The organism is Kitasatospora sp. NPDC001225 (assembly GCF_053597855.1).
On record NZ_JBSFJC010000012.1, the window covers coordinates 18,411 to 44,713 of the forward strand.

General features: G+C 73.4%; 25 protein-coding genes and 1 riboswitch. Of the genes, 6 read left to right on the plus strand and 19 right to left on the minus strand.

Going from position 1 to position 26,303, the window contains the following annotated elements:
* Positions 1-70 precede the first annotated feature (70 nt).
* The 6 genes from ACWDCZ_RS06290 to ACWDCZ_RS06315 form a co-directional block, all read right to left on the minus strand.
* Positions 71-904 carry a LysR family transcriptional regulator gene (locus ACWDCZ_RS06290; RefSeq protein ID WP_449815351.1) on the minus strand — a complete coding sequence of 278 codons (834 nt, stop codon included), beginning with the start codon at positions 902-904 and terminating at the stop codon, positions 71-73.
* A 109-nt stretch (positions 905-1,013) separates the two neighbouring features.
* A complete protein-coding gene (locus ACWDCZ_RS06295) occupies positions 1,014-2,414 on the minus strand; it encodes a hypothetical protein (RefSeq protein WP_449815352.1) in 1,401 nt (466 codons plus the stop codon).
* A gap of 82 nt (positions 2,415-2,496) precedes the next feature.
* Complete coding sequence (locus tag ACWDCZ_RS06300) at positions 2,497-2,913, minus strand: NUDIX hydrolase (protein WP_387819782.1); 417 nt, start codon at positions 2,911-2,913, stop codon at positions 2,497-2,499.
* Positions 2,914-3,030: 117 nt separating this feature from the next.
* Positions 3,031-3,696, minus strand: a complete 666-nt coding sequence (locus ACWDCZ_RS06305) for a M15 family metallopeptidase (RefSeq protein WP_449815353.1) — start codon at positions 3,694-3,696, stop codon at positions 3,031-3,033.
* A gap of 27 nt (positions 3,697-3,723) precedes the next feature.
* On the minus strand, positions 3,724-4,857 hold the full coding sequence (locus tag ACWDCZ_RS06310; RefSeq protein ID WP_449815354.1) for an RICIN domain-containing protein: 1,134 nt from the start codon (positions 4,855-4,857) through the stop codon (positions 3,724-3,726).
* Between the two features lie 98 nt (positions 4,858-4,955).
* Positions 4,956-6,269, minus strand: coding sequence for an XRE family transcriptional regulator (locus ACWDCZ_RS06315; RefSeq protein WP_449815355.1), 1,314 nt, complete (start codon positions 6,267-6,269; stop codon positions 4,956-4,958).
* Between the two features lie 151 nt (positions 6,270-6,420).
* Between ACWDCZ_RS06315 and ACWDCZ_RS06320 the strand changes: the two genes are divergently transcribed.
* Positions 6,421-7,509 carry a methyltransferase domain-containing protein gene (locus tag ACWDCZ_RS06320; RefSeq protein ID WP_449815356.1) on the plus strand — a complete coding sequence of 363 codons (1,089 nt, stop codon included), beginning with the start codon at positions 6,421-6,423 and terminating at the stop codon, positions 7,507-7,509.
* A 144-nt stretch (positions 7,510-7,653) separates the two neighbouring features.
* Here the strand turns inward: ACWDCZ_RS06320 and ACWDCZ_RS06325 are convergent, their stop codons facing one another.
* From ACWDCZ_RS06325 to amcB, 4 genes are read right to left on the minus strand one after another with little or no spacing between them, the layout of a single operon-like run.
* Positions 7,654-8,343: a hypothetical protein gene (locus ACWDCZ_RS06325; RefSeq protein ID WP_074000823.1), complete on the minus strand. Its 690-nt coding sequence runs from the start codon at positions 8,341-8,343 to the stop codon at positions 7,654-7,656.
* Entirely contained in the window at positions 8,340-9,038 is a 699-nt protein-coding gene (locus ACWDCZ_RS06330) for a pentapeptide repeat-containing protein (protein ID WP_449815357.1), read from the minus strand. The genes ACWDCZ_RS06325 and ACWDCZ_RS06330 overlap by 4 nt, the downstream gene beginning before the upstream one ends.
* 60 nt (positions 9,039-9,098) lie before the next feature.
* Positions 9,099-9,269: a multiple cyclophane-containing RiPP AmcA gene (gene amcA, locus ACWDCZ_RS06335; protein ID WP_198959297.1), complete on the minus strand. Its 171-nt coding sequence runs from the start codon at positions 9,267-9,269 to the stop codon at positions 9,099-9,101.
* Entirely contained in the window at positions 9,266-10,444 is a 1,179-nt protein-coding gene (gene amcB / locus ACWDCZ_RS06340) for a cyclophane-forming radical SAM peptide maturase AmcB (RefSeq protein WP_449815358.1), read from the minus strand. Before amcB ends, amcA begins: the two co-directional genes overlap by 4 nt.
* Before the next feature lie 294 nt (positions 10,445-10,738).
* Here amcB and ACWDCZ_RS06345 point away from each other — a divergent pair, with 294 nt between their 5' ends.
* Entirely contained in the window at positions 10,739-12,052 is a 1,314-nt protein-coding gene (locus ACWDCZ_RS06345) for a helix-turn-helix domain-containing protein (RefSeq protein WP_449815359.1), read from the plus strand.
* Here ACWDCZ_RS06345 and ACWDCZ_RS06350 read toward each other — a convergent pair.
* Entirely contained in the window at positions 12,049-12,861 is an 813-nt protein-coding gene (locus tag ACWDCZ_RS06350) for an alpha/beta hydrolase (protein ID WP_449815360.1), read from the minus strand. The two genes, ACWDCZ_RS06345 and ACWDCZ_RS06350, sit on opposite strands and share 4 nt — an antisense overlap.
* A 249-nt stretch (positions 12,862-13,110) precedes the next feature.
* Here ACWDCZ_RS06350 and ACWDCZ_RS06355 point away from each other — a divergent pair, with 249 nt between their 5' ends.
* Entirely contained in the window at positions 13,111-13,920 is an 810-nt protein-coding gene (locus ACWDCZ_RS06355; protein WP_449815361.1) for a helix-turn-helix domain-containing protein, read from the plus strand.
* Here the strand turns inward: ACWDCZ_RS06355 and ACWDCZ_RS06360 are convergent.
* The 6 genes from ACWDCZ_RS06360 to ACWDCZ_RS06385 form a co-directional block, all read right to left on the minus strand.
* Positions 13,917-14,753, minus strand: a complete 837-nt coding sequence (locus tag ACWDCZ_RS06360; RefSeq protein ID WP_449811390.1) for an ECF transporter S component — start codon at positions 14,751-14,753, stop codon at positions 13,917-13,919. The genes ACWDCZ_RS06355 and ACWDCZ_RS06360 overlap by 4 nt on opposite strands.
* Positions 14,750-16,354, minus strand: coding sequence for an ABC transporter ATP-binding protein (locus ACWDCZ_RS06365; protein WP_449815362.1), 1,605 nt, complete (start codon positions 16,352-16,354; stop codon positions 14,750-14,752). Before ACWDCZ_RS06365 ends, ACWDCZ_RS06360 begins: the two co-directional genes overlap by 4 nt.
* Positions 16,351-17,466 (minus strand): CbiQ family ECF transporter T component, encoded by a 1,116-nt coding sequence (locus ACWDCZ_RS06370; protein WP_449815380.1) that lies wholly within the window; start codon positions 17,464-17,466, stop codon positions 16,351-16,353. Before ACWDCZ_RS06370 ends, ACWDCZ_RS06365 begins: the two co-directional genes overlap by 4 nt.
* A gap of 16 nt (positions 17,467-17,482) precedes the next feature.
* Entirely contained in the window at positions 17,483-18,286 is an 804-nt protein-coding gene (locus ACWDCZ_RS06375; RefSeq protein ID WP_449815363.1) for an SCO2322 family protein, read from the minus strand.
* Positions 18,286-19,554, minus strand: a complete 1,269-nt coding sequence (locus tag ACWDCZ_RS06380; RefSeq protein ID WP_449815364.1) for a prenyltransferase/squalene oxidase repeat-containing protein — start codon at positions 19,552-19,554, stop codon at positions 18,286-18,288. Before ACWDCZ_RS06380 ends, ACWDCZ_RS06375 begins: the two co-directional genes overlap by 1 nt.
* 107 nt (positions 19,555-19,661) lie before the next feature.
* A riboswitch (cobalamin riboswitch) is annotated at positions 19,662-19,743 on the minus strand.
* Between the two features lie 114 nt (positions 19,744-19,857).
* Complete coding sequence (locus tag ACWDCZ_RS06385) at positions 19,858-20,478, minus strand: TetR family transcriptional regulator (RefSeq protein ID WP_049660100.1); 621 nt, start codon at positions 20,476-20,478, stop codon at positions 19,858-19,860.
* A 232-nt stretch (positions 20,479-20,710) separates the two neighbouring features.
* Here ACWDCZ_RS06385 and ACWDCZ_RS06390 point away from each other — a divergent pair, with 232 nt between their 5' ends.
* From ACWDCZ_RS06390 to ACWDCZ_RS06400, 3 genes are all read left to right on the plus strand, one after another.
* A complete protein-coding gene (locus ACWDCZ_RS06390) occupies positions 20,711-22,021 on the plus strand; it encodes a glycosyltransferase family 4 protein (RefSeq protein ID WP_074000830.1) in 1,311 nt (436 codons plus the stop codon).
* Positions 22,022-22,170: 149 nt separating this feature from the next.
* Positions 22,171-22,914: a class I SAM-dependent methyltransferase gene (locus ACWDCZ_RS06395; RefSeq protein WP_049660417.1), complete on the plus strand. Its 744-nt coding sequence runs from the start codon at positions 22,171-22,173 to the stop codon at positions 22,912-22,914.
* The gene (locus ACWDCZ_RS06400) at positions 22,911-23,972 is read left to right on the plus strand and encodes a prenyltransferase/squalene oxidase repeat-containing protein (RefSeq protein WP_234348709.1); all 1,062 of its coding nucleotides are present in this window, start codon (positions 22,911-22,913) and stop codon (positions 23,970-23,972) included. Before ACWDCZ_RS06395 ends, ACWDCZ_RS06400 begins: the two co-directional genes overlap by 4 nt.
* Positions 23,973-24,151: 179 nt before the next feature.
* On the opposite strand, the gene ACWDCZ_RS06405 is transcribed toward ACWDCZ_RS06400, so the two are convergent.
* Positions 24,152-25,063, minus strand: a complete 912-nt coding sequence (locus tag ACWDCZ_RS06405; RefSeq protein ID WP_449815365.1) for a hypothetical protein — start codon at positions 25,061-25,063, stop codon at positions 24,152-24,154.
* A gap of 195 nt (positions 25,064-25,258) precedes the next feature.
* Positions 25,259-26,299, minus strand: coding sequence for an N-acetylmuramoyl-L-alanine amidase (locus tag ACWDCZ_RS06410; protein WP_449815366.1), 1,041 nt, complete (start codon positions 26,297-26,299; stop codon positions 25,259-25,261).
* Between the last annotated feature and the right edge of the window lie 4 nt (positions 26,300-26,303).

Here is a 26,303-nt window from a genome sequence, read left to right on the forward strand (position 1 = left end):
GATCTGCCCTCCTTTGAGCGCGCCCATGATCCCATCACACTCGGGGGGCTCGAACAGGGGACGTGGCGGGTCAGGTGGGGAAGGGGGCGTGGTGGGTGGGCCAGAGGAGGCGGAGGTGGAGGGGTGGGGGGTTGAGGGGGAGGCGGGTGAGGGTGCCGGCGGTGAGGTGGGTGTGGACGGCGTGGGTGGGGAGGAGGGCGATGCCGAGGCCCTGTTCGGCGCAGGCGCGGGTGGTGGGGACGGTGCCGGTGTGGAGGCGTCGGACGTGGTGGCCGAGGAGGCGTTCGCCGGCGAGGTGGTAGGAGCAGGCGGGGGTGTCGACGAGGAGGCGGTGGCCGCGGAGGAGTTCGGGGGTGAGGCCGGTGGCGCGGGCGAGCGGGTGGGTGGGGGCGGCGACCAGGGTGAGGGGGACGGCCTGGAGGTCGAGGTGGTCGAGCGGGGCGGGCGGCAGGGGGAAGCCGAGGGCGCCGAGCGGGCCGGGGGCGTCGAGGACGAGGGCCGCTTCCAAGGCTCCGGCGGCGACGCCGTCGAGCAGGACGTCCCGGGTGGCGTCAGTGTGGAGGGAGATGTCCAGGTCGGGGCGGTGGTCGGTGAGGCGGGCCAGGACGGCCGGGAGGTGGGTGGCGGCGACGGCGGCCAGCACGCCGAGGCGCAGGCGGGTCCGGGTGACGGCGACTTCGCGGCGGGCCTGGTCGGCCTGATCGAGGAGTCGGCGGGACCAGGGCAGGAGGCGTTCCCCGGCGGGGGTGAGGGTCAGGTCGGGCCTGGCCCGGTCGAACAGGTCGGTGCCGAGGCTGTGTTCGAGGGTGCGGACCTGTTCGGAGACGGAGGCCGGGGCGAGTCCGAGCGCCATGGCCGCGCCGGTGACGGTGTGGTGGGCGACGAGGGCCTCGAAGACGCGCAACTGACGTAGTTCCACTGGTTTCCCCGGTTCCCCCGAAGGTCCGTACGGTGCCTGTGCGAGTGCTGCGGGACAGGGTACGGGGGTGGATGGGGGGATGGGGTGCCGGAGGTCAGTGGCTGCGCGGGGCCTCCGGCCGTGCGGCGAGGGTGTGGGCCTCGTGGAGGGTGGCGGTCGCGTCGGCGTGGGCGCCGTGGACGAGTTGGGCCATGGCGAGGTCGGTGAGTGCCCGGACGAGGCGGCGGGTGTCGTCGGCGGGGCCGGTCGCGTGGAGGTGGCGTTCGATCCGGACGCTCCGCCGTAGCCGGGGGAGCGTGAGGTGGGCGTAGTAGGTGGGGTGGTCTCCGCGGACCGCCCGGCGCAGGTCGAGCCGCCGGGTGAGGGTGCCGAGGGCGGCGAGCAGGGCGCGGTCCTCCGGCAGGGGTAGGGGGTCGTCGGGGTGCTCGGACGGGTCGTCCTCGTCGGGCAGGTGGTCGGTGGGCTCGGGCCTGCCGGTGACGGCTTCGACGGCCCGCGCGAGGGTGGCCAGTCCGTCCTCGAAGGACTCGCGCAGGCTGAAGGACCAGTGGTGGAGGCTCAGGCCCAGCACCGGTTGGAGGGGTCGGCCCGGGTCGACGCCGAGCGCGAGCGGGTCCGGGGCGTCGGCCGCGGCCTGTTCGTCCCGTACGCCGGAGCGGGCGAACAGGGCGCTCCGCAGGCCCTCGTTGAAGCCGAAGTTGCCGGCGTCGCCGCGGGCGGGCAGGAGTTCGCAGGAGCGGGCGGCGTCCGCGAGCAGCCGGTGGGACTGTTCGGCGCGGCCCAGATCGGCGAACCACAGGGCGGCGCCGGCCGTCCGCAGGGCCGGGACGGGGCTGCGGGCCGGTTCCGTGCGGCCCTCGCGCAGCCGGGCGAGGGCCTCGTGTTCGACGGCCACGGCCTCCTCGGTGCGGTCCGCGAGGCGGAGCAGCACGGTGAGGTCGAGCAGCCGCCACGCCAGGTCGCTCCCGCCGGGCTCGGTCACCGCCCGGGAGCGGTCGGCCACCGTGCGGGCGGCGTCCACGGCCTCGTCGAACCGTCCTGCCTCGGCGAGGCCGTGGGCGAGGTCGGCGTGCAGGACGGCGGCCTGGCCGAGGCCTTCCACCGGCTGGTCCGCTTCGGCGCGCCGGGCCAGGTCGGCCGCCTCCCGCCGGGCGGCGAGGGCGGGGCCGTCGGCGTGCGCCAGGGAGAGTTGCAGGGCGAGGGAGGCCAGCGCGCGGGCGGCGGCGGCCAGGTGCTCGGTGCAGCCGTCGGCGACCAGGGCGCGGTAGATGCGGGCGGACTCCTCCAGGAACGGGACGGCGTCCTCGGGCCGGGGCTCGGGCCGGCCGTAGGCCCGGCCCCGCAGCGCCTCGGCCAGCGCGGGCAGGCCCGAGGCGGGGTCGGTGCGGGCCTGGACCCGGAGCCGGGCGACCGTCTCGTCGGTGACGGGTTCCCGCCCCGACCGGCGGGCTCGCGGTGCGGGGTGGTCGGACGGGGCTCCGTGCGCGGGTGTCACGCGTTTCCTTCCGGGGCGGGGGAGGGGGGTCTCCCGTCCGAACGTCCTTCCGGCGGGGATGAGTTCCGGAGACCGTGTGCCCCTACTCGGCGAGCGCGCCGTCGAGGTACTCCCGCACCGGCGGGAACAGCGGGAACGGCACGTACTCGGCCAGCTCGGCGCGGGTCGCCCACACCACCCGGTCCAGCTCGTCGGAGTCCACCACGGTGGCGGTGCCGCCGACCACCTCGCAGGCCGTGTACGCCATCCGCCGCCCGTTCTGCGGATGCTCTCGCTCGCCGAGCAGCCGGGCGGCGGTGACGCGCAGGCCGGTCTCCTCGGCGGTCTCGCGCACGGCCGCCGCCCCGGCGGACTCGCCCGGCTCGACCTCCCCGGCCGGGAACTGCCAGGACAGTTCGCCCTCGGCGACCCGCCGTCGCACCATCAGCACCCGGCCGTCCTCGACGACGATCGCGACGGCGACGGCGGGGGGTGCGTGCTCGGGGTTCTGCTCGGTCATCGCTCTGCTCCTCGGGTCAGGACGGCGTCGGTGTCGACGCCATCCTGACCCGGGGCCGCGGGCGCGGCCGACAGCAGGCAGCGGGCCGCGTGTCGTGTCGGTTGTGCGCAGTGTCGGCTACCGGTGCGCCGGCCCGTAGAGCGCCGACGGCGCGCCGGTGGCCAGTGCCCAGTAGCGGTCCCCGTACGACCAGTGCCACCACTCGGTGGGGTAGTTGACGAGCCCGGCACCGGTCAGGACGCTGCCGAGCAGTCGCCGGTTGGCGCGGGCCTGGGCACCGATGTTGTCGGCGTGGGTGTAGCAGGCCCCGGCGCTCTCCTCCGGGTTGGCGTTGACCCTGGTGCCGAGGTCGAGTTCACGGCCGTCGCTGTCGACCAGGGTGAGGTCGACGGCGGCCCCGGCACTGTGCGGTGCGATCTCCGGCGGGGAGACGTAGCGGCTGGCCGACGACCTGACCCGGTCGTCCGGCCAGTCGGGGTTCGCGGCCCGCAACTCGGCGGCGTACTCGTCGAAGTAGCGGCTCTGGAGGGCCGGCGGCCGGTAGCCCTCGACGAACAGCAGCCGCAGGCCGTCCGGCAGGGCCGCCTGCGCGTCGAGCAGCCGGTCGAGCACGCCCGCCCGCAGCTGCGCGAAGGCCCCGGTGCCGTCCTGCTTGCGCCCGTCGACGGGCAGCCCGCCGCCGCTCCGTACGTCCGACAGCCGTACGTCCGACAGCCGCTCGCCGCAGTCTTGGACGGGGACCGCGGCGACCTTCGGGTCGGACATGAGGATGATCTCGCTCAACACGCCTCCTGGGTCTCGGGTCCGGGGTCAGCTCTTCGCGTCGTCGGCCCAGGTGATGTCCATCTGGTCGATGAAGTAGCGGCCGTCGAAGCAGAGGAAGACCTTGGACGAGGTGTCCCGGTCCGCGATCCAGGTCTTCTCCCACTGCACGACGGTGCCGGCGCCGTCGCGCTTGGGGAAGTAGAGACCCTCGCGGCGTTCGGGCTGGTTGTAGAAGCCGTGCCCGTTGGGCAGCCGGTACGGCGTCCGGAAGAGGGCGCCGCTGCCGCCGACACGGTCGAAGAGCGCGGCCGGGAAGTTGGTGCGGGCGACGAGCTTCGGCGGGACGTAGTGGACGTCGACCTCGTCGGAGTTCACGTAGCGGGCGGGTTCCCCCTTCAGCCGGTGGAAGGCCCTGCGCGCGGCGCCCGCCGTGTCGTAGCTGTCGATGAAGGTCACGAGATCTCCCTCCCGCCCCTCCTGGTACCAGTCGCCCTGGGAGTGATGGTCGAAGTCGAAGGCCCCGATGCGGGTGCCCGGGGTGAGGAGCTCGCCGGGGACCTCCCGGAAGCTGGTCTCGTCGTAGATCTGCTCGATGGTCCGCACGCGCTTCTCGAAGCGGCGGGCCGGCGCCCGGACCCGTCCCGTCCCCACCGGCAGGTCGGTGGCCTTCGGCGCCGGGGCGGGTGCGGGCTCCGGTGCCGGGAGGGGCGCGGGCGCCCAGGCGGTGCAGTTCAGGTCCTGGGCCCCGGCGCCCTTCTCCAGGATCAGGGGCCCGCCCGGCCGTTCGGCCGCCGGTTCGGCCAGGCCGAGGAGGCAGTTGGAGGAGTCGTGGAGGGCCATCAGCCGGCCGGTGTCGCGCTGGACGAAGGCCCGCCAGGCCTGCCGCCAGTACGAGGAGTCGCTGCCGGTGTCGGAGAACTTGGGCCGCAGGGTGACCTTGGCGCCCCGGCTCGATTCCTCGGCGGTCAGGTAGAGGCCGGTGGCCACGTGCCGAATCCGGTGGTTGAGCACCCGGAACCGCTCGGCCACCCACTGCTCGCCGTCGCCACCGGTCTCGGGCGCGAGCACCACCGGGGTGCCCTCGGGGCTTCCCGGCGCGGCTCCGGCCACCAGGCCGGGAATGCGGTGGAGGCGTAGGACGAACGTCTCGGTGGGCCAGTCGACCAGCATCGTGGACACCTTCTCAGCATGGGGATATGACAGAACGTCAAGACCATGATCGCTTGATCGGACGGGTCGGCGCCAGGGCGTGCGGGGACGAAGGAACGGGCTACTGGTCAGCAGGCCCGCAGGCGCTCCAGGAACTCCGGGACGCCGTCGACCCGGCGGTACGGCTCGAAGGCCGGTGCGAGCTCGCGGACCAGGGCGACGCAGCGGGGCGCGCCGATCCGGGTGGCCAGGTCGAGCGACTCGCCGGTGACGGACACGGCCTGCTCGACCTCCTTGGCCTCCAGGTAGCCCCGGGCCTGGTACGTCAGGAAGACGCCGCGCGTCTTGTCCCTGGCGCGGGGCAGCAGCGCCATCCCCTCCGCGATCCGGGCCCGGGCCTCGTCCGGCCGGCCGAGGTCCAGGAGGCACTGGCCGGAGTCCACGGCCAGGTCGGCGGGGCCCATCCACGCGCACCACCCGGGTGCGGGATCGGCGGCGTCGACGGCGAGGGCGGACTCGGCGTCGGACAGGTCCCGGTAGCAGGCGGCGCGGTCGCCGAGCACCGCGTGGGCCCTGGCGCGGCGGAGGAGGAGCAGCGAGCGGGCGGTCGGGTGCGAGACGCCGGACAGGGCGTGCCCGAGCTGGTTGACGGAGACCCCCGCCTCGCCGAGCCAGGTGGCCTGGTAGGCGAAGTCGGACAGCACCCCGGCGCCGTGGTCGCGGTCGCCCGCGGCGTTCGCGGACTGCAGCGCGGCCTCCCACAGCTTTCCGGCCGCCCAGTGCCGGCCCTGGTCGAAGCGGTACCAGCCGCAGGTGGTGGCGAGCGAGGCGGCCAGCCGGTGGAGGCGTCGACCGGTCGCCTCGCCGTAGCGGCCCTCCTCGATCAGCTCCGTGACGGTGGCCAGGTGGGCGTCCATCAGGCGGACGGTGTGCTGGCGCTGTTCGGTGGGCAGGGCCGTCAGCTTCCTGCTGGTGTCCTCCAGCCAGTCCACGAGTTCGCCGTCCACATGCTTGCCGTCCAGGGCCGAGGCGAGGCGCCCGGGCTCGGTCGTGGCCCACTGGGCGGCCAGGCCGCCCAGCGAGATCGCGCTGAAGGTCATGAAGCTGCGGCGGTCCATGGCGGCTCTCTGGGCGTCGTGGAGTGCTCGGACGGTGTGGGCGGCGCCCAGGGGCAGCGGCTCGTCCCGCCCGGGCAGCCAGTACGGCCAGCCATACGCCTCCAACTCCGACAGCGGGACGTCGAAGGCCTCGGCGATGAGGAGCTGGGAGTCGGTGTTCGGCGTCTTGCGCCAGTGCTCCCACCGGCTGACGGCCGCCTTGTCGGCGCCGGAACGGAGCCCGTGACGCCGGGCGGCCTTGTTCAGCTCCGCGACGAGGTCGCCCTGCGACCAGTGACGCAGTTCGCGCGCGTAGGCGAGGGGATGCCGGATCGGGTCGTCCACGGGGTCAATCCCATCATCGACAGTGACCGCGAGCCTACCGCCGGTGCGGGCGGGACAACCCCGGGACCACGGGCAATGGCTTTCCGGTGAGGGCGAGTTGGGCTGTACTCGACTCGCACCGACCGAGTTCCGTTGCGAAGGGGATGGCCGCGTGAAGTGGAACGCGCTCACCGACGCGCTCCGGGAGTCCGGAGTGCTGTCGGTCGACTGGGAGCCGGTGTTCAGGGCGGTGCCCCGACGTCTGTTCGTTCCGGACCGGGTCCACCACGGGGGTGAGTGGCTCGACCGGGCGGAACGGCCGGGCGAGTGGGGCGAGTTGGTCGCCTCGGACGTCCCGCTCGTGACCCGGCTGGACGAGGACGGCCGCACGCCGGCCTCGTCCAGTTCGATGCCCACCGTCGTGGCCCGGATGCTCTGGCACCTCCGGGTCACCGACGGCATGCGGGTGCTGGACATCGGCACCGGTGCGGGGTGGACGGCCGCGTTGCTGGCGCGCCGGCTCGGGGTGGAGAACGTGACCACCGTGGAGCTGGATCCCGAACTGTCCGGTGCGGCGCGGCGGCGCCTGGCGGCGAACGGCCTGCCGGTCACGGCCGTTGTCGGCGACGGCATGCTCGGCCATCCGGCGGGCGCGCCGTACGACCGGATCCATGTCACCGCGGCCGTGCAACGCGTCCCCGGGGCGCTGGTCGAGCAGACGGTGCCCGGCGGTGTGATCGTCGTCCCGTACGGCACGGCGTTCTGCAACGGGGGGTTGCTGAGGCTCACCGTCGCCGCCGACGGCCGGTCCGCGAGCGGGCCGTTCGTCGAGGATGTGGCGTTCATGTGGGTGCGGGACCAGCGCCCCGGGAGCGGCGAGTTCGAGATCGAGGACGTCCGGCACGGCCCGTCCGCCCTCGACCCCGCCGCCGTGGCCGAGCGCACCGACGCCGCCTTCGCGATCGGACTGCGGCTGCCGGGCCTGTTCCGGCGGGAGGTGTGGGCGGGATACGACCGTTTCGGTACGGGGCGGTTCGAGGTGTGGGACGGGGTCTCGTACGCCCACTGCCGCCTCGCCGACCGGGACGGGAAGCACGCCGTCTCGCAGTCCGGCCCCCGGAACCTGTGGGACGAGGTGACCGCCGCCCATGCCTGGTGGCGGCGCCAGGGCGAGCCCGGCCTCGACCGGTTCGGCCTGACCGTCACCGTCGCGGGCGAGCACCGGGTGTGGCTGGACGAGCCGGATCGCGTGGTCGGGTGATGGGTGGCATGAAGCGCGCCCTGGGCTCGCGGGCCCGGGGCGCGCCGGACTGTGCGCGCGTGCGCTGCCTGAACGGGTGATCAAGGAGCACCCGAAGGTGCTCGACACACTCTCGGATGCCTTCGGGGACGTTGTCGGACAGTGTCAGACCAGCGATCCCATGGCGCCGCATGCCCAGCGGCCGAGCCAGAAGGCGGCAGTGGATTCCTGTTGGTCTTCCGTGGAGCCGTCATGAGGCAGGAACTCGGTGGGTGCGATGTAGCCCTCGCCGGGATCGAGCCGAATGCGCAAGCAGTGGAGGGGGAATCCGCGTGCGACGTAGGACCGGAGGTCATCGGTGTGCGGGTAACAGGCGGCGTGATCCTCGCGGACCGTCCGGCAGACGTTCTGGATGTCGACGTCACCGAGCAGGATGTAGCGGGTGCCAGGCCCGAGGTTGATGCACAGTCGTCGCCGACCGGTGTGCTTGCGTGCGTGGCTCAGCTTGTCCCAGTTGTCGACGTGCAGGCCGATCAGCCGACCATCTTGGTAGTTGGGTGTCGTGGTCGGTGACTTGGCGACGCTGAGAGCCTTGCCAAGCATGTGGGTTCCAGGACTGTTGAGGTGGTCGGGGCCGATGCTCTCGGCCCCGACCACCTCGACGACGATGTCGTCGGCCGTGGACCGACCGGGTCGGAGCCGGTCGATCACGTCGTGATCGAGGGAACGCCAAGGGCCGATGGGAATGACAGCACCCTCTTCGAACCGGGCGTCGCCGCGGGTCGTGCCGACACTGGCGACCTGGGTGCGGGCTGCGAGGGCGGCAGGTGAGGCGTGGGCGACCTTGAGACTCATGGAGTCCTCCTGGACCCGGGCCCGTCGAGGTCATCCCCGAAAGTGACCTCCAGCTCGGCCATGAGCGCTTGGGCGAGCTCGATCTGCTGGGGGCGGTCGATGATGACCTTCGTGAGGTTGCCGATACCCCGAAGCATGGACAGGTCGTTGCCGCGCAGGTCGGTCGCTCGATAGGTGCCGCGGCCGAACTCGGTGTCTCGTAGCGAGCAGCCGTCGAAGACCGCAGCAGTGAGGTCGCACCCGTTGAAGGCCGACTCGGTGAGCACGCAGTCGGTGAAAGCGAGCGGGCCGGTGGTGCGGAGCTTCTCGAAGGTGGAGTAGTTCAGCTTGCAGTGGTCGAACAGCACGTTGTCGAGGGTGAGGCCGTTGTAGTTCCCGCCCATGATCTTGCAGTTCCTGAAGACGACGCGCGACAGCCTGCTGTCGACCCACTGGAGATTTCCCAGGTCGCAGTCGGTGAATTCGACCGAGTCCACGCGTACCTCGTCCATGCGAACACGGGAAGCACGAAGGTTGGTGACGCGGCCGGTGAGGAGACGGGTGTTGGCCAGGTCGAGGTCGCGTAGATCGGCGTCGGCATAGGCGAACTCCTGGACGATGCCCCGGCCGCTCTCCAAGGTCGAGGTGCTGGAGAGGGAGCCACCGGTGAGATCGGGCAAGGTGATGCTGATACGGCCGAAGGAACGGCTGGGCATGGTGAATGCTCGCTTTCCGTTGCGCCGGGCCAGCGCCGGTCGGCACTGGCCCGGCGACGCTCACTTCTTGTTCCAGTTGTCCCAGGTCGGACGGTTGTCGAACTTGGGGCCGGCGTTGTCCCAGGTGGGGCGGTTGTCGAACTTCGCCACCGCGGGGCCGGTCGTGCCGGCATCCACCAGGTCGCTGATCACGTCGGTTTCGATGGTCTTCAGCAGTTCGAGCAAGGTCATGACGCGGTCTCCGCTCGGACGGTATCGGACAGGGCGGTGAGAAGGGCCTGCCGCGACACGCGGCAGTGGTTCGTCTCGGTGGAGTCGAAGCGGCCGTTCTCGAAGAACCTGTTTCCGGCCTGAGCACCCCGACAGAAGCCGAAGTACTCGCAGGTGGCCTCGCAGGCGTCCAGGCCGGTCAGGAACTCGTCCACGTAGCGGAGCCGATGGGCGTTGGCCAGCATGTCGCGGATGGTGAGCTGCAGGACGTTCCCGGCCTGGAAGTCGTGGTACTCGGGGGATTGGACGCCCGCCAGCTCAGGGGAGAGAAGAACGACGTCCCCGATTGAAGAGACGGTCGGGATGGGGTCGATCCGAACGCTTTGCCAGCCGTCTCCGCCTCGCAGGGAGCGCAGGTAGGCGCCAAGGCGATCGATTTCGCGGACGGTCAGGCCGGGGTTCGAACGAGTCCAGGCGATCGCGCGGTTCCAGAACTCGGTTGCGGCCTCGAACATCGGGACGGGGCGGTGGGCATTGGCTCCCTCGCGCTCTTCGATGTTGAGTCCTACGGTGTGGCAGCCCAGTTCGGCGAAGAAGTCCAGCAGGTCCTCCGGCCGGCCGATGCTGTCCACCGTGACCACGGCGATCGTGGAGAAGCCGATTCCGTGTCGGCGAAGACGCGCAATGCCTCGGAGGGTGCGATCGAAGACCGGCTTTCCTCGGCGGTCGACACGCTCCGCGTTGAACTCGGCGGGACCGTCGATGCTCACCCCCACACGTACCTCGCGCTCCGCGAAGAACTCGCACCAGCGGTCACTGACCAAGGTGCCGTTGGTCTGGACATAGTGGTGCAGCTGGCCTTCATGTCGAAGGCTCTCGAACGGATCGGTCAACTCGGAGAGACGCGACGTCCCGAGTGCCAGCGGTTCACCCGCGTGCCACACAAGGTCCATCGGGGCATCGACGGTTGCGATCTCGCGGATCGACCGGGCAACGGCCTCGGCGACGTCGGACGTCATCGGCGTCCGACGGTCCTTTCCGGGGAGGTAGCAGTAGCTGCACGCCACATTGCAGAAGCCGTCCGGTTGCACGACGACCGACCGCGGTCGGGGGGAGATCCGCCGGCGGTAGCGCTCGCGGGAGGTGAGCGGAGGTGTGCGGGCCACGGTGGTCCTCTCAAGCGTAGGGGCGATCACTGGAAGCGGAGGTCTGCGTGCACGGTCTTGCAGGATTTGCTGACCAGCTCCGTGGCGATCGGGAGGTCACGCAGGCTTCCCGCTGGGATGCCGTAGATCGTTCGGCTGCCCAGGAACTCCCGCAAACGATGGCGATTTCCCGTTCCAGAGCGGCTGATCATCAGTCAACCGTGCTTCTGCGGATGAGACGAGGTCAGACTGGAGGACACATCACCGGACACTTCGATCGGTACGCCGTATCTCCTGTCGCTGGCCGATGTCGGCGGCTTAGCCTGGATCTGCGGGGGTGCAGAGATGCCCGGACACACACCGAATGGAACGTTCGTCACTGCGCGGATCAAGCGTGGGTGGCGCACTCAGGAGGACTTCGCCGAGGCGTACAACGCCACGGCTGGCACCTCGGGCTCGAAGGCCAGGATCTCGGTGCGTCAGGTCAGACGGTGGGAATCGGGACAGACCCTGTGGCCGAACCGGGACGCGCGTCAGGTCTTGATCCGGATGTTCGGTATGCCCTTGGGGCACCTGGGCTTCGTTCCGCCCGCCGGCAAGGCGATGGCGCGGGACGCTGCGGCCGATGACGAACCCGGCACGGAGGATCATGTGCTTCGCCGAACATTCGTAGGCGGTGCTCTTGTCGCACCCTTGCTCGATCTTGCGGCACTGGACCATTTCGCAGCCGCAGCCCGGGACGCCTACCGATACGCCGACCAGGATCTTGTCGATCATCTGCGCAACGCGCTGGACGATACGGCTCGGATTGATCTTCTCGACGGGCCGCATCGGGCAATGCCCGCCGCGCTTGGAATCCTCTCCGCGATCAACGGTGCTGCACGAGATGCCAAGCCCGGCATTCGTCAACAGCTACTCGGTCTGGGGGCGCGTGCGGCCGAACTGGCAGCGTGGCTTCACCGGGATGCCGGATCGCCTCACCGGACGATCACCTACTGGCACAACCAGTCGAAGGAATGGGCCACCTTCACCAGCGACGGTGCCATGCACGCCTACGTTCTCCTGCGTCAGGCGCAGGCCATGGGACGCCACGACCCGGCTCGGATACTCGCCCTGGCAGATGCGGCCACCAGTGGGCCGTGGGTCCTTCCGCCACGTCCACGTGCTGAGGCACTTCAGCAGAAGGCGCGCGGACTTGCGATGACCGGGGCCGCCGAGAAGCAGATCGAGCGAGTCCTGGACGAGGCGCATGGTTCGTTGGACCAGGCGGCCGAGCCGTGCGGGGCGGCGACCTGCACCGGGCCTCTCGGGGACGGCTACACCCGCGATCGGCTGATGGTGCAGTCCGGGATCTGCTGGCGTGAGGCCAAGCGGCCGGACAAAGCAGTTGCGGTGTTTCGGGCACATCTCTCGGGGAGTGTCCTCGGACCTCGCGACCATGCCCACTACAGCGCGTTCCTGGCGGGGGCTCTCGCCGAGGCAGGTGAGCCTGACGAGGCGGCTGACGCGGCTCTCCGGGCCCTGGCCGTGGCCGCGCCTCCGCGTTACGGACAGGTGATCACGGAACTCCACCGCACGGCGGAGATCCTCTTCCCGCACCGCGACCGTCCGGCGGTGCGGGAGTTCCACGAACGTCTGATGGTGACCGCGTCATGTTAGGACGAGACGAATTCCGCCACCTTGGCGATCACCTCTCGCTGCCAGGCCTGGGACTGCGGGTGGCCGTAGGAGGGGTCGTCATGGACGGCGAACCCGTGTTGTGCGCCGTCGAGTTCGTAGAGTTCGGCCCCGGCGCCGAAGAGCGGCGCGAATCGACGGGACAGTTCGATGTCGACGAAGGTGTCCTTCGTGCCGTGGATGATGAGCACGGGTGACCGCACGCCGGTGCAGAGCTGCACGGGGTCGAGGTGGAAGACCTCGTTCAGGAGACCGCGGCCCGTCTCGAACGGTTGACGGACGGAGAAGCCGCGCTCGTCCAGCTTCACGGCGTGCTCTGTGGAGAGGCGGTCCTCGACCCATCCGGCTGCTTCGGTGATGAAGCGGTTCCGGTAGTCCATACGTGGGTTCAGCAGGACCAGCTTGTCGACCTCATCGGGTCGGCTTCCGGCATGTAGGGCTGCCGCACCGCCGGAGAACGAGGCGGCAACGACGTGGACCCGGCCGGGGCGATCGGCGATCTCTGCCAGGTGTCCGGACGCGGCCCGGATGTCGTTGGCGATGGAGGCGATCGTGATGTCGGAGAAGCGCCCGGCGCTCCTGCCGTGGGCCCGCAGGTCGAAGCGGAGGCAGGTGATGCCGGTGGCGGCGAGACCGGCCGCCAGGCGGCCGAAGAATCCGCCTTCTTCACGGGTGACGCCGGCGCCGTGTGCGAGAACGGCCAGAGCAGTTGGGGGAGTTGGCGAGGGAGTGACCGTGCCGGACAGTGCGGTGCCGTCCAGCGACCGAAATGCGGTCTCGTAGTCAGTCATGTCCACCGACGGTATCAACTCGCGGACGAGGCTGGAGCGTCCAGGGAGCGGAGGTTCCGGGGCGCGCTGGGGGGAGTGCGCTCGCGCCGCACGAAAGGGTGATGTGGGTGGGGGTTTGACGAGGTGTTACGGCGTTGCGGTGAAGATTGTGGTGTCGGGTGCTCGGAGAAGCGCCCGGTGCGTGGGCACAAGTAACCCCGGCGGTGCTCCAACACCCCGGGGTTTGGCACCAGGAGAAAGCAACTCCAGATGCAGATTCATCGTATCCCTCAGCACGCTCCCGGGTACACGATCCTGGACAACGGGCATGTCGTCCGCAAGCACTCGCTGTCGTGGGCCGCGCGGGGGCTCCTCAGCTACCTGCTCAGCCTGCCGGACGGGGCGCGCGAAGACGTCCGCACGCTGGCCGCCAAGAGCGTGGAGGGCCGGACGAGCGTGGCGCGGGCGCTCAGGGAGTTGGAGGCGGCCGGGCACTACGTCCGGCGCACCCAGCGGGACCCGCTGACCGGGCAGGTGCGGACGGTCGTCTCGGTGCACGAGGTGCCGGTGACGACGGGCAAGGCGGTGCACACGGTGCCGCCGCTTCCCGTGCCCCCGGCCGCCGGTGGTCCAGCTCCAGGTAAGCCAGGCGTCGGGAAGGCGGGAAGCCCTTCCAAGGAACGGGGAACCAAGGACGTGGAAGAACCTTCCGTCCGTCCCCCGGAGAAGTTGACGGCGGGCATGGCGCTGCTGCTCGAACTCGGGTGCCGGGAGCCGAAGATGGCCCTGGCGGGGAAGCCCTTGAGTGATCAAGCCGCGCGGGTGGAGGGGTTGCTCGCGAGTGGGTGGACGCGGGACGCGCTGGCGGGGATCATCGCGGCTCCGCTGCCGGACAAGGTCACGCACAGCGTCGGGGCGATCCTGGCGGCGCGGATCGCCAAGGTGCCGACCGTTCCGGCGTCCAGGAAGGCAAACGATGGGCCGCGCCGGCACGAGTGCCCCGGCCGGGGCGGGATGTGCGGGCGGCCCGTGGCGGGAGCCGGGCAGGTGTGCGGGGCGTGCCGGGCGGGCGGCGCTTAGCGCTCCGGCGGGCGGAAGGTGACCGGGGCGTCGAAGGCGGCGCGGCGGGTGGTGCGGCGCAGGGCGCGCAGGACGGGGGTGCCGAGGGTGAGGCAGAGCACCACGGTGAGTGCGGCACGCGGCAGGTCCCAGCCCAGTGACGTGGTCAGGCAGTAGGCGGCGAAGCGGACCAGGTTGGCGGGCAGCGGGTCGCCGGGGACGAAGGAGATGGAGCCGGCCAGGCCGCCGATGTACGGCCAGCCCTGGAGGTTCATGATCGTGCCGTACAGCAGGGACGCGATGGCGCCATAGGACGCCAGCACCACGAGTTCGCGGCGGCCGCGCAGCGCGGAGGCCCCCGGGAGCAGGCCCGCACCCAGGCAGACCCAGCCCATCGCCAGCATCTGGAACGGCAGCCACGGCCCGACCCCGCCGGTGAGCAGCGCGGAGGCGAACATCGACAGCGAGCCGAGGACGAAGCCGAAGCCCGGGCCGAGCACCCGCCCGGACAGCACCATCAGGAAGAACATCGGCTCCAGCCCCGCCGTGCCCGCGCCGAGGGGGCGCAGCGCCGCGCCGGCGGCGGCCAGGACGCCCAGCAGGGCCACGGACTTGGCGTCCAGGCCGGGGGCGCCGCCGCCCGCCGAGCGGCCCTCGGAGATCTGGGCGATGACGACGGCGAGGAGGAGGGGGAGCAGCAGGGCGAACAGCCAGGGCGCGTCGGTGGAGTGGCCGACCAGCGCCGACTTGGTGGAGGCGAGCAGCGGCCAGCCGAAGGCGGCGACGCCGACGAAGGAGACCGACAGCAGCGCCGCGACGGACCGGCGTCCCAGCGGGACGGGACGAGTGCTCATGCGTCCAGCGCCTCCGCGACCTGCCGGACGGTGAGCCACGGCCCGGGTGCCAGCACCTTGGCGACCTGCGGGGCGAAGGCGGGGGAGGAGACCACGACCTCCGCCGTCGGACCGTCCGCGACGATCTCGCCCTCGGCGAGGATCACCGTGCGGTGGGCGAGTTCGGCGGCCAGCTCGACGTCGTGGGTGGCGAGGAGCACGGCGTGGTCCTCGGCGGCCAGGCCGCGCAGGATCTCCACCAGCCGGGCCTTGGCGGCGTAGTCGAGGCCGCGGGTCGGCTCGTCGAGGAGCAGCAGCGGGGGCCGGGCGGTGAGTACGACGGCGAGGGCGAGGGTGAGCCGCTGGCCCTCGGAGAGGTCGCGCGGGTGGGTGTCGTCGTCGATGCCGGGCAGCAGGCGTTCGACCAGGGCGCGGCAGGTGCCGGCGGCGGCTCCGGCGTCGGTGTCGGCCGCGGCGCACTCGGCGGCGACCGATTCGCCGTACAGCAGGTCGCGCGGGTCCTGCGGGACGAGGCCGACCTCGCGGATCAGTTCGGCGGGGCGGGTGCGGTGCGGGGTGCGGCCGCCGACCCTGACGCTGCCGGAGGAGGGGGCGTGCAGGCCGACCAGGCTGCCCAGCAGGGTGGACTTGCCGGCGCCGTTGCGGCCCATCAGGGCGGTGATCTCGCCGGGGTGGAGGGCGAGGTCCACGCCGCGCAGGGCCGGGACGGGGCCGCGCCGGACGGCGAGGCGGTCGGTGACGGCGAGGGGGGCGGCGCCGGCACGGCGGTCGGCGGGAGCGGGCGTCCGGCCGTCCAGTCGGGCGCGCAGCGGCGCGGCCTTGCGGCGCGCGTCGCGGACCGAGAGCGGCAGCGGCCGCCAGCCCGCGAGCCGGCCGAGGCCGACCACCGGCGGGTGCACCGGGGAGTGCGCCATCACCTCGGCGGGCTCGCCGAGGACGGGCGGGGCCTCGGGGGTGAGCAGCAGCACCTGGTCGGCGTACTGGACGACCCGCTCCAGCCGGTGCTCGGCCATCAGCACGGTGGTGCCGAGGTCGTGCACCAGCCGCTGGAGGACGGACAGCACCTCCTCGGCCGCGCCCGGGTCGAGCGCCGAGGTGGGCTCGTCCAGGACCAGCACGCGCGGGTGCACGGTGAGCACCGAGCCGATCGCGACGCGCTGCTGCTGGCCGCCGGAGAGGGAGTTCAGCGCGCGGTCGCGCAGGTCGGCGAGGCCGAGCAGGTCGAGGGTCTCCTCGACCCGGCGGCGCATCACGTCGCCCGGCAGGCCCAGGGACTCCATGCCGTAGGCGAGTTCGTCCTCCACGGTGTCGGTGACGAAGTGCGCCAGCGGGTCCTGCCCCACCGTGCCGACGAGGTCGGCGAGTTCGCGCGGACGGTGCTCGCGGGTGTCCCGGCCGCCGACGGTGACCCGGCCGTGCAGCACCCCGCCGGTGAAGTGCGGCACCAGGCCGCTGACCGTTCCCAGCAGGGTGGACTTGCCGGAGCCGGACGGGCCCACGAGCAGGCAGAGTTCGCCCTCGGGGACGGTGAGGTCGACGCCGTCGAGGGCGGGTGCGGCCGAGTCCGCGTACCGGACGGAGACCTGCTCGAAGGTGATCACGATGCCCTCCGGGGCGGGGTCGGGGCGGCGAACGCCGGTACCAGGCCGAGCAGCACGGTCAGCACGGCGGCCAGTGGCAGCGCGGGGACGGTCGGCGGGACGACGGTGGGGGCGAAGGCGGCCGGGTCCCGCGCGGCCAGGTAGGTGGTGAGGGCCGCCACGGCCGCCCCGGAACCGGCCGTCAGCCACTCGGGGACGGCCCAAGGGTCGGGACGGTAGCGGCTTCTGACGGACCGTCGGCCACCCAGCAGCAGGCCGGCGAAGGCGGCGGCCAGACCGAGCAGCAGGACGGGCAGCGCCCAGCCCGCGCCGTTGGCCGTCAGCAGCCCGTACGCGGCCAGGCAGATCCCGAGCAGTCCGGCCAGGGTGAGCGCGGCCGTCGCCCGGGCGAGCCGGCGCGGGACGTCGGCGGTGCGGCCGAACCCCCGGGTGTCCATGGCGGCGGCCAGTGCGATGGACCGCTCCAACGCGCCCTCCAGCACCGGGAGTCCGACGCTCAGCACGGCCGCGACGCCCTTGTCGGAGCGGCCCCGCAGGCGCCGCGCGGCACGCAGCCGGCGGACGTCCGCGATCAGGTTCGGCGCGAAGGTCATCGCCACCACGACGGCGACGCCCGCCTCGTAGAGCGCGCCGGGCAGGGCGCGCAGCAGCCGGGCCGGGCTGGCCAGCGAGTTGGCGGCGCCGACGCAGACCAGCAGGGTGGCCAGCCGCAGCCCGTCGTACAGCGCCGCGAGCAGCCCCTCGACGGTGACCCGGCCGCCGATCCGCACGCCCTGCGCCCAGACGGGCAGCGGCAGTTCGGGCAGCGTGAACAGCACATGGGTGCCCGGGACCGGCGAACCGAGGAAGACCGCGAACACCAGCCGGATGCCGAGCACCAGCAGGCCCAGCCGCAGGAACGCCCCGTACGAGCGCGACCACGGCGCATCGCCGCGCCGGGCCGCGACCACGTACCCGGCGACGGCGACGAGCAGCAGCAGGATCGCCGGGTTGGTGGTGCGGGTGGCCGCCGCGCCCAGCCCCAGCGCCCACAACCACCAGGCCCCGGGGTGCAGTTGACGGGGGCCGGTGGGCGGCCGGGTGGTACGGACGGCGGTGCTGCTCACGGTGATTCCTGGGTGGGGGACGTTAGGGGTGACGGCGGCGGCGCGCCTGCCAGACGGCGCCACCGGCGAGGACGGCCACCAGCGCGCCACCGGCGATCAGGCCGACGTCCGGGCCGCTGCCGGTGCTCTGGTCGGCGGATCCGGCGGCCGGCTGGGCGGCGCCGGCCGCGCCGACCTGGTCGCCGCAGCCCGCCTTCGGGTACCCGGCGATGGCGCACAGCAGCCCGTTGGTGTCGTAGCGCAGCGGCGGGGCGACGGTGGCCAGCACCTCGGCCGAGGTGGCGCGGGGCGCGACGGTGGCGCAGGCCGTGCGCTGCTCGGGCACCGAGGCGGCGGACGAACCGACGGCGGACGAACCGGAGGTGGACGAGCCGGAAGCGGACGAACCGGCGGCGGACGATCCGGCGGCGGAGCCGGCGTCCTCGGCGGTGCCGAAGTCCAGCACGACGGCCACCCGCTTGCGGCCCTCCTGCGCGGGCGTGTCCGCGCAGATGTCGGCGAAGCTCCCGGCCGTCCGGGGCTTCGCGGCGTCCTGCCCGCCGTCCGGGCTCAGCGCGAACCGCCACCCGTCCACGGCCCCGTCCGGCGGCACCGCGACGGAGGGCCCCTGCTGCTGGTACGTCCAGCTGCCGCCCTCGGCGCCGCGCCAGAACGACCAGTACCGGTACCCGGCGGCCTGCGCCGGAGCGGCGGAGGCGAGCAGCAGCACCGCCCCGAGGAGGGGGAGGAGCAGCGCGGCGAGGGCGGTGCGACGGCGGGCGCGGGCGCCCCCGCCCGGCAGGCCGGGGCCCGGCCCGCCGGGAGCGGCGTGGGAGGCGGGACGCATCAGAGGTGGGTGTTGCGCTTGCGCTGGAGGCTGAGGAGGAGGCCGCCGCCGACGCCGATGAGCAGGCCGACGCCGATCAGCCAGTACTGGCCGATGCCGCCGTCCTTCTTCTTCGCCGGGGCGGTCGCCGTCGCCGTGGCGGAGGCGTCGGTGGCCTTGGGTGCCGGGCCGAGGGCGGTGAGCTGGCCGGTCAGGGCGGCGGTGTCGCGGTGGGCGGCCTGGGCGACCAGCAGGAGGGTGGCGGTGGCGCCGGCGTCGGTGCCGCCCTTGGTCCAGGTGGCGCCCTCCTTGCCGAGCCAGTCGACGGCGCCGGCGGCCTGCTGGGGGTGGCCGCTCTGGCTGAGCGCGAGGGCGGCCCAGGCGGTGGCGGTGTAGTCGGGGGTGGGGGCGGCGCCCGGGGTGGTGAGGGTGAGGTGGTCGCCGCCGGCCGCGAGCTGGGCGGCGAGGTAGGCGCCGACGGCCTCGCCGGACTCCGCGTGCGAAACCGGGGCCGAGGAGGCCGAGGAGCCCTGGGCGGCCGGGGCGTCGGCGCAGGCCAGGGCCTTGGGCGCGGCGTCGGCGTGCACCGTGCCGGCGACCGGCAGGTGGCCGCCGCTCGCGGCGAGCGCGGCCTGGGCGCTGGCCAGGGCGTTCGGGGTGAGGGCGCCGCCGGCCGGGTCGGTCTGGTAGGCGAAGGCGCCGCGCTGGTCGGCGGGGGCGGCGCAGCCGAGCTGGAAGAGGGCGAGCCCGTCGAAGGCGGACCTGCCGGCCTTGGCGACGCCCGCCGGGTCGGTCTTGGCGGCGAACAGCGCGTTGACGGCGAGGCCGGTGGAGTCGGCGTCGCCGGGGCTGCCCGGGTTGTACGCCCAGCTGCCGTCGGCGTTCTGGTTGGCCTTGAGCCAGCCGACGCCCTTGTCGACGGCCTCCTGGTGCCCGCCGAGGGCGACCAGGGCCTGGACGGCGACGGCGGTGGCGTTGCTGTCCTCGGTCTTGGGGTCGCAGGCCGCGCCGGCGGCCCGGTAGGAGGGCCAGCCGCCGTCCTCGCACTGCTGCCCGGTGAGCCAGCCGACGGCCGAGTCGGCCGGGGTGACCTTGGCCGCCGTCAGCGCGGTGAGCGCCAGCGACTGCCGCCAGACGCCGTCGTACGTCGGGTCGCTCTTGCCGTACAGCCCGTCGGGAACGGCGGCGGGGGTCGGCGCGGGGCTGTCGGCGAGGGCCGGTCCTGCGGCGAGGCCGGTGAGCAGCGCGGCGGACAGGGCGGCGGCGCCCAGGCGGGCGGCGGTCAGCATGGTGCGGGTGTGCCTTTCGGTGAGCGGTGGTGGCCCGGGCGGGGCCGTTCCGTAGTCCTCGACGGTGCCGGGCGCGTGCGTCCGGACTGGCCGCTCGCCCCTCCCCGGGTGCTCCGACTCGTCCGGGCGGCCGATGGCGGCGCCGGTCTCACGGCTGCGGGGTCAGCGCCGGATTCGCACCGGCTTTCCCCGGGGGAGGAGCGGGATGGAGTTGTGCCGACTGTCGACTCTAGCCGCCGGAGCGCCACGGGCGCCCCGCAGCAGGCAGGAACAGGTTCCAGTCGCAGCAGAGGGGAGGGCGGCTCACGGCAGGGCGAGCAGCCGGGCCGCGGTGTGCAGGTCGGCCCGGACCTCGGCGATCGAGGCGCGCCCGGAGAGCCAGGCGACCAGTGCCGAGTGCCAGGTGTGCTCGATCACCCGCACCGCCGCGCGCTGGCTCTCGGTGGGCGGTCCGGACTGGCCGATCGCGTCCAGGATGAGCTGCCCGGTGGCCGTGCTGACCTGGTCCACCTCGGCCCCCACCGAGCGGTCCGCGAAGGACAGCGCCCGGACCATCGCCTCGGCCAGCAGCGGCTCGCGCTGCAGCGCGTGGAAGGCCCGGGTGAGGGCGTCGGCGACCCGCGGCGCCGGTTCGCGGTCGGTCGGCGGGTGCCGCCGGATGTGCTCCTGGAGGCCCTGGAGCTGCTCCAGCATCACCGCCACCAGCAGGTGGACCTTGGACGGGAAGTAGCGGTAGAGCGTGCCGAGGGCGACCTGGGCGCCCTCCGCGACCTCCCGCATCTGCACCGCCTCGTACCCGCCTCGCACCGCCAGCGCGGTGGCGGCCCGCAGGATGCGCCGGCGCCGTTCGGCCTGGCGCGCGGTCAGCGGCGGCTCGCCCGGGGGCGAGAGCTGCGGAGAGGTGGAAGGAGGGGGTGGCGGCAAGGGTGCTCCCGGGCGGGCGAGAGTGGCGGCGTGCTCCACATGGTCGGCAGGATCCGGCGTGGCGGGAATCACCAGCCCTGGCTCCTGAGGGAAAGCTACGGGCCGGTATCTTCGAGGTCTCTCATTGTTCACGTGGTCGACGACGAGTTCCCCAGCCACTGAAACCTGATCTACTTTAGCGACCGGAAGCACGACCGGCAGCACCGTAAGCAGCTAGAGAAGAGGGCCCAGGATGACCGCGCAGCCGCTGCGGATTGCCCTGCTGTCGTACCGAGGGGACCCCTTCTGCGGCGGTCAGGGCGTGTACGTACGGCACCTCTCCCGGGAGCTGGCCAGGCTCGGCCACCACGTGGACGTGATCGGCGCCCAGCCCTTCCCGGTGCTCGACGAGGTCGACGGCCCCGGCTCGGTGCGCCTGGTCGAGCTGCCCAGCCTGGACCTCTACCGCGCCGACGACCCGTTCCGCACCCCGGCCCGCGACGAGTTCCGCGGCCCGGTGGACGTGCTGGAGTTCGCCACCATGCGCACCGGCGGCTTCCCCGAGCCGCTCACCTTCTCGCTGCGCGCCCGCCGCTACCTGGCCGCCCACAAGGGCCGCTACGACGTGGTGCACGACAACCAGACCCTCGGCTACGGCCTGCTCGGCCTGGCCCGGCACGGCTTCCCGCTGGTCACCACGATCCACCACCCGATCACCGTGGACCGGCAGCTGGAGCTGGACGCCGCCACCACCCGGGGCAAGCGGCTCTCGCTGCGCCGCTGGTACGCCTTCACCCGGATGCAGCGCCGGGTCGCCGCCCGGCTGGACCACGTGATCACCGTCTCCGGCACCTCGCAGCGCGAGATCGCCGAGCACCTGGGCGTCGCGCCCGGCGCGATCTCGGTGGTGCCGATCGGCGCCGACACCCGGCTCTGGTCGCCCTCGGCGGAGATCGAGCGCGTCCCCGGCCGGATCGTCACCACCTCCAGCGCGGACGTCCCGCTGAAGGGCCTGGTCTTCCTGGTCGAGGCGCTCGCCAAGGTCCGCACCGAGCGGGACGCCCACCTGGTGGTGGTCGGCAAGCCGCAGAAGGAGGACGGGCCGGTGGCCGAGGCGGTGCGCCGCTTCGGGCTGGCCGGGCACATCGAGTTCCGCAGCGGGCTGACCGACCAGGAGCTGGTCGACCTCTACCGCTCGGCCGAGGTGGCCTGCGTCCCCTCGCTCTACGAGGGCTTCTCGCTGCCCGCCGCCGAGGCGATGGCCACCGGCACCCCGCTGGTCGCGACCACCGGCGGGGCGATCCCCGAGGTGGCCGGGCCGGACGGGGAGTCCTGCCTGGCGGTGCCGCCGGGGGAGGCGGACGCGCTGGCCGCCGCGCTCGGCCGGCTGCTGGACGACCCGGAGCTGCGGGCCGGGCTCGGCGCGGCCGGGCGGGAGCGGGTGCTGGCCCGGTTCACCTGGGAGCGGGCCGCCGAGCTGACCGCCGAGGCCTACCGCGCGGCGCTCGCCACCGGCGTCGGCGCCCGGGCCCGCTCGGGTCCGGGCTGGCGGTACGTGGCCTAGCCGCCCGCCCGCGGCAGGTCGGTGACGGCCGGTCGGTGGAGGCGGGGCGGTGGCGGCAGGGCGAGCCTGCCCGACGAAGCGTGACGTGCCGGGAGTGGCGTGACGAAGCGTCAAGAACGCTTGGTAGCAATAGGAATGGGAGTCCTGCAGTGCTGACCGTCGATTTCTCGCGCTTCCCGCTCGCCCCCGGCGACCGGGTGCTCGACCTGGGCTGCGGCGGGGGCCGGCACGCGTTCGAGTGCTACCGCCGTGGCGCCAACGTGATCGCCCTCGACCAGAACACCGAGGAGATCGCCGAGGTCAGGAAGTGGTTCGCGGCGATGGAGCAGGCCGGCGAGGCCCCCGAGGGCGCGTCGGCGGTCGCGATGGAGGGCAACGCGCTGGCGCTGCCGTTCGAGGACGAGTACTTCGACAAGATCATCATCTCCGAGGTGATGGAGCACATCCCGGACGACAAGGGCGTCCTCAACGAGATGTTCCGGGTCCTCAAGCCGGGCGGCCTGCTCGCCGTCACCGTGCCCCGCTGGCTCCCGGAGAAGATCTGCTGGGCGCTGTCCGACGAGTACCACGCCAACGAGGGCGGCCACATCCGGATCTACCGGGGCGACGAGCTGCTCGAGAAGCTCAAGGACGCCGGCCTGGAGCCGTACGGCACCCACCACGCGCACGCGCTGCACTCCCCGTACTGGTGGATCAAGTGCGCGGTCGGCGTCGACAACGACAAGGCGCTGCCGGTCAAGGCCTACCACCAGCTGCTGGTCTGGGACATCGTCGGCACCCCGGTGATCAGCAGCCTCACCAGGGCCGCCGAGCGGGCCCTCAACCCGGTGATCGGCAAGAGCTTCGTCGCGTACGCCTCCAAGCCCAACCGCGCGCCGGGCGGGACGGCGTGACGGCCGCCGTCCCCGAGGTGCTGCTGCTCGACGGGGTGCTCGACGCCGAGCAGGCCGCCGACACCGTGCGCAGCATCCTGGCCGAGCAGCGCCCCGACGGCGCCATACCCTGGTTCGCCGGCCACCACCTCGACCCCTGGGACCACACCGAGGCGGCGATGGCCCTCGACACGGCCGGCGAGCACGCCGCCGCCGAGGCCGCCTACCGCTGGCTCGCCGCCGCCCAGAACCCGGACGGCTCCTGGTACGCCGCGTACACCGACGGCGCGGTCACCGACCGGGCCAAGGAGAGCAACTTCTGCGCGTACATCGCGGTCGGGGTCTGGCACCACCACCTCAGCACCGGCGACGACGCCTTCCTGGAGTGGATCTGGCCGGTCGTCCGGCGCGCCCTGGACTTCATCGTCGGGCTGCGGCTGCCCGGCGGCCCGATCGCCTGGCGGGTCGACGGGGACGGCACCGCCACCGACGAGGCGCTGCTCACCGGCTCGTCCAGCATCCTGCACGCGCTGCGCTGCGGCCTGGCCGTCGCCGAGTACCTGGAGGAGCCGCAGCCCGACTGGGAGCTCGCGGCCGGCCGGCTGGGGCACGCCGTCTCCCACCACCCCGAGCGGTTCCTGGACAAGGGCCGCTACTCGATGGACTGGTACTACCCGGTGCTCGGCACCGGCCTGCGCGGCGAGGCGGCGGTGGCCCGGATCGAGCGGGACTGGGAGCGCTTCGTCGTCCCCGGCCTCGGCGTGCGCTGCGTCAGCGACCGCCCGTGGGTGACCGGCGGCGAGAGCGCCGAGCTGGCGCTCGCGCTCTGGGCCATCGGCCAGTCCGACCGCGCGGTGGACATCCTGCGCTGGATCCAGAAGCACCTGCGGCACGAGGACGGCTCGTACTGGACCGGGTACGTCTTCGAGGACGACGCGATCTGGCCGGAGGAGCGCACCACCTGGACGGCCGGGGCGCTGCTGCTCGCGGTGGCCGCGCTCGGCGGGGACCCGGCGACGGTCGCGGTCTTCGGCGGGGAGCAGCTGCCGGCCGGGCTGGTGGTCGCGGACTGCTGCTGAGCCCGGCGCACGCGCGCGGGACGGGGCGCGCGCGGGACGGGCGTACGCGGAGCGGACGTCCGTACGGATCGGGCGCACAGGGCGCACCGCGCGCACAGGGCGCGGAGACGGCGCGTACACGCGGAAGGGGCGGGACCGGAGAACCGGTCCCGCCCCTTCGCGGTGTGCGTCCGCGGGCGTCAGCCGCGCTGGATGCCCGTGGTGTCGGCCAGCACGCCCTGGCTGCCGTCCGGCAGCTGCGCGACCAGCGCGGCGCCGCGCTGCTCGACGGCCAGGTACCAGGTGCCCGGCACGACCTCGCCGACCGGGGCACCGGCCGGGTTGTCCTTCGGGGCCAGCTGGCGCGGGGCCGGGACGGCGAACCAGAACGGCTGGAAGTCCGCCGCCGGGGCGGGCGCCTGCTGCGCGGCCGGGACCGGCTGCGGGGCCGGGGCGCCGACGTCGTGCGGCTGGGCGGCCGGGACCGGCTGGCCGGGCTGCGGCTGGCCGGCACCCGGGTAGCCGTAGCCGCCCTGGCCGCCGAACGCCGGGTCGTGGCCCTGGGCCGGGTAGCCGTACTGGCCGGGCTGGCCGGGGGCACCCGGCTGACCGGGCTGGCCCGGGTAGCCGTACTGGCCGGGGACGGCCGCCGGGCGGTCGGCGGCCAGCGGGGCCTTCAGTGCGGGCACCAGGGGGCCCGCGGCGGCCGCGCCGGCCAGCGCGAGCAGCGCGATGAAGCCGAGCCAGGCGCCGAAGCCGTGGCTGACGACGGAGCTGGAGGTGCCGCCGCCGAGCGCCCAGACCGAGGTCCACAGCGCCGCGACGGAGAGGGCGATGCCCCACTGGTCCAGCCGCAGGCCGAGCACCTGGCGGTTGGCCGCGGCCGCACCCTGGAAGCGCTGCACCAGGATCAGCACCGCGGCGGCGATGCCGAGGAGGTAGATCGACGGCAGGATGGGGAACAGGTCCGTGCTCCACGCGTTCTGCGACGGCGGGCAGTACCGGCTGTTGCCGCAGTCCACGGTCCAGTAAGGCAGGAAGGAGGCGATGAAGAGCAGGACGGCCGCGCCTGCGACGGCGGCGTCTCCCCTGGTGAGAGCGCGCAGATTCACTAACGTTCCCCTCGTTGACGTGTCGTGGACGGTGGTTCGCGCGGTCGGGCCGACCGGCCGAAACTCCCGAACGGACCAGAAGCCTAGGCCCAACCGTCCTGCCGGTGCACGGCGGGACCGGGAATGGGGTGAAGTCGTTGCAAACCGTGCGGTCCGGGCGGAGCGTCGTCCTCCGCCGGTCGCGGCCCAACTCCCTTACCGCTCTTCGGTCTTCTCTTGGGTCGTCAGGAAAGCGGTCAGCGCGTCGGCGATCCCCCGGGCCGCCTGCTGGCGCCACTGAGGGTCCGTCATCCGCTTCGCGTCCGTCGAGTTGCGCATGTTACCGCACTCGATGAACACCTTGGGGACCGTCGAGAGGTTGAGGCCGCCCAGGTCGGAGCGGGTGTCCAGGCCGTCCTTGGCGATGTAGTCCGCGTACGGCTCGCCGGTCGCGGCGTGGAACCGGTCGCGCAGCAGGAGGCCGAGCCGGCGCGAGGGGGCGACGATCGCCGCGTTGTCCGCCTTCCCCGCCACCACCCGGGCGGGCATGATCACGTGGAACCCGCTGCCGCTCGCAGGGCCGCCGTCCCCGTGCACCGAGACCGCGACGTCGGCGTGGGCGTCGGCGCCCGCGCGGGCCCGCTCGTCGACGCACGGGCCCCAGGGCCGGTCGCCGTCCTGCACCAGGACCACCGTGGCGCCCCGGGCGGCCAGCAGGGCGCGGGCCCGGCGGGAGACGTCCAGGGTGTACTCGGCCTCGGTGTAGCCGGCGTTGGTCTCGGTGCCGGTGGTGTCGCACTCCTTGCGGGCGTTGCCGATGTCCACCTGGCGGTTGATCTCGGCGGTGTGGGTGGAGTTCCCGGGGTTGTGGCCGGGGTCGAGCAGGACGGTGCGGCCGGTCAGGACCGCGGCGTCGGCGGGCGCGGGCGGGGCCTCGGCCGCCGGGGTGGTGGACGGCGGCGGTGCGACCGGCGGGGTGAGGGGCGCGGCGGTGCCGTCGGCCGGGGCGCCGGGGTCGGCGGTCCCCGGCTGGTCCGTGGCCGTCGGGGCGGGCGGCGCCGAAGCCGGGCCGGAAGCCGGGGACGAGGCGGCGGGGGCCGACGCGGCCGGGGCCGCCGTGGCGCCCGCCGGGCCGGAGTGGTCGAGGGCCCGCCAGCCGAACCAGCCCGCCGTGCAGAGCGGAACGGCCACGGCCGCGGCGGTGGTGGCGCGCAGCAGGGCGGAGCGGCGGGGCGGTCGGGGGGCGGTGCCGGTCACTGGT